We start from the raw sequence: 2833 nt of genomic DNA on the forward strand, positions 1-2833 counted from the left end.
GCTGCTGGCTCTCGCGTCGAGGCATGCCGGTACCCCGGTGCGGTGGAGCGAGGACCGCATCGAGCACCTGCTGGCCAGTTCCTGCGGGGCCGACCGCTCGATGCGCTTCGAGGCGGCCGTGGCCGGCGACGGGACGGTCACGGCGTTGCGCGCCGACCTGCTCGACAACGTGGGCGCCTACCTGCGTCCGCCCGAGCCCAGCACCCTCTACCGGTGCTACGGCAACTTCACCGGGGCGTACCGCATCCCGGCGGTCGAGATCCGGGCCCGCGCCGTGGTCAGCAACACGATGCCCACCGGCTTGAACCGGGGCTTCGGTGGCCAACAGTTGTACTTCGGCCTCGAGCGGCTGATGGACGCGGTGGCCGCGCGCACCGGTCTGGACGCGGTGGAGGCGCGCCGGCGCAACCTGGTGCCGGCGGACGCCTTTCCCTACCGGACCCCGACCGGCGGGGTCTACGACTCGGGGGACTACGAGCGGGCACTGCTGCTCGCGGTGAAGGGCGCGGATCTGGACCAGCTTCGGGTGCGGCAGGCGCAGGCCCGTGGGCGCGGCGAGTACTACGGCATCGGGGTGGCCACGGTCGTCGACCCGTCCGGCACCAACATCGGCTACGTCGGCTTGGCCACCCCCGCCGCGGAACGCCGGCCGGGGCGGGACAAGTCCGGCTCGGCCGAGCACGTCCGGGTCAGCGTCGATGTGCAGGGCGTCGTGACGGTGCTGCTGGGCAGCGTGCCGCAGGGCCAGGGCCACGCCACGACGGCCCGTCGGGTGGCCGCCGCACGCCTTGGACTGCCCCTGGACGGTGTGCACGTGGTGGTCGAGATGGACACCGCGACGACCCCGTGGACGGTCACCTCGGGCAGCTACTCCTCGCGCTTCGCGCCGCTGGTCACCAGCGCGGTGGTGGGGGCCTGCGACCGGATCGCGGCCACCCTGCGAGCCGCCGGCAGCGTGCTGCTCGACGTCGATCCGGACTGCCTCGAGCTCGCGGGGGGCACGGTGCGCAGCACGGCGGATCCTGAGCGCTCGGTGCTGTTCCGGCACGCGGCCGGCCTCGTGCACTGGGATCCGGGCGCGCTGCCCGAGGGCACCGCGGCGCGGCTCTACGAGGAGGGCGTGTTCTCCCCGCCGCAGTCCCGGGCGGCGGCGCTCGACGACACCATAAACTCCAGCCTCTGCTACGGATTCGTCGCCGAGGTGGTCGCGGTACACATCGACCCGGAGACGCTCCAGCTCACGATCGACCGGGTCTCCAGCGTCCACGACTCCGGGACCGTGCTGGACCAGACCCTGCTCGACGGGCAGGTCCACGGGGCGCTCGCCCATGCCCTGGGCGGCGCGTTGTTCGAGGAGTTCACCTACGCCGAGGACGGCCAGCCGACCTCGGCCACTTTCCTGGACTACCTCTGTCCCACCTCCGCCGAGGCCACATTCCCGCTCGTCACCGACCACGTCACCACCCCCTCGCCGTTGACGCCGTTGGGTGCGAAGGGCTGCGCCGAGGGCAGCTCGATGAGCTTCCCGGTGGCGTTGGCCAACGCAATTTCTGACGCACTGTCACCCAGAGGGGTTTCGATCGACCGGCTGCCGCTGCACGGCAGCGTCCTGCACGACCTGCTCGAACGCCCGACCTGAACGTCCGAACGCTCGTCGAAATCCCCAGGAGCCGCACATGCCCACCACCGGTGGTGACGTCCTTCTCGATCACGGCCACGACGGTCAGGTCGCGTACCTCACGCTCTCGCACGGCGGGTACACCGTCGTGACGATGGAGATGCGCGCCAAGATGGCGCAGCGGTTCGCCGAGATCGACCGCGACGAGCACGTGCGCGCCGTGGTCGTCCGATCCGACGGCAAGCACTTCACCTCGGGCGGTGACATCGCCGGGTTCATGGAGGTGGACCCGATCGATCTCACCGCGCTCGGGCACGACATCACGGCGCCGTCGCGAAGCCCGAAGCCGGTCGTGGCGGCCGTTGACGGCTACTGCTTCGGTGTCGGTCTGGAACTCGTGCTCTCCTGCGACATCCGCCTGGCCACCGAACGCAGCGAGTTCGCGCTGCCCGAGATCAACCTCGGCATGATTCCCGGCAGCGGCGGCACGCAACGCCTGGCCCGGCTGATCGGCCTGTCCCGGGCGAAGTACCACATCCTGACCGCGAAACGGATCAGCGCGGCAGCGGCCCACGACTGGGGCCTGATCGCCGAACTGCACGCCGACCGCGAGGCGTTGGACGGCGCGGTCGAGGCACTGGTGACCAAACTGATCGCCTTCTCGCCCGCCGCGCTGCGCACGGCCAAGGAGGTGCTCGACCGCGGCGTCGACGGGCCGCTGTACACGGGCATCGAGTTGGAGCGGAAGGCTTACGCGATGCTGCGCGGTACCCAGGACTTCGCCGAGGGCGTGAAAGCGTTCGGTGAGAAGCGCAAGCCGCACTTCACGGGACGCTGAGCGGCGATGAAGCCCGCCCCCTTCGCGTACGTCCGGCCGGCGACCCTGCAGGACACGATCGCCGAGCTCGCCGCCGCGGGCGAGGACGGCAAGATCCTCGCGGGTGGCCAGTCACTGCTCCCACTGCTGGCCATGCGGTTGAGCAGGCCCGGGACGTTGGTGGACATCAACGCCGTTCCCGGTCTCGACGGCATCGAGCTGAGACAGGGAATGCTGCGGATCGGCGCGACGGTGACGCAGCGTCAGATTGAACGCGACACCCGCGCCGCGACCGTCCCGCTGCTCGGTCTGGCGCTGCCGTTCGTCGGCCACCGGGAGCTGCGCAGCCGCGGCACGGTGTGCGGCTCCCTGGCGCACGCCGACCCGGGTGCCGAGCT

General features: G+C 71.1%; 3 protein-coding genes. All 3 read left to right on the forward strand.

The window, feature by feature from the left end:
• On the forward strand, positions 1 to 1639 hold a 1639-nt coding region (locus tag VG296_RS10260; RefSeq protein ID WP_325565400.1), incomplete at its 5' end, for a xanthine dehydrogenase family protein molybdopterin-binding subunit.
• Between the two features lie 37 nt (positions 1640 to 1676).
• Entirely contained in the window at positions 1677 to 2456 is a 780-nt protein-coding gene (locus tag VG296_RS10265) for an enoyl-CoA hydratase/isomerase family protein (RefSeq protein WP_325565401.1), read from the forward strand.
• Between the two features lie 6 nt (positions 2457 to 2462).
• A partial coding sequence (locus VG296_RS10270; RefSeq protein ID WP_325565402.1) for an FAD binding domain-containing protein occupies positions 2463 to 2833 on the forward strand: 371 nt, incomplete at its 3' end.

It is taken from the genome of Actinospica sp. (assembly GCF_035552695.1).
GTDB lineage: Bacteria > Actinomycetota > Actinomycetes > Streptomycetales > Catenulisporaceae > Actinospica.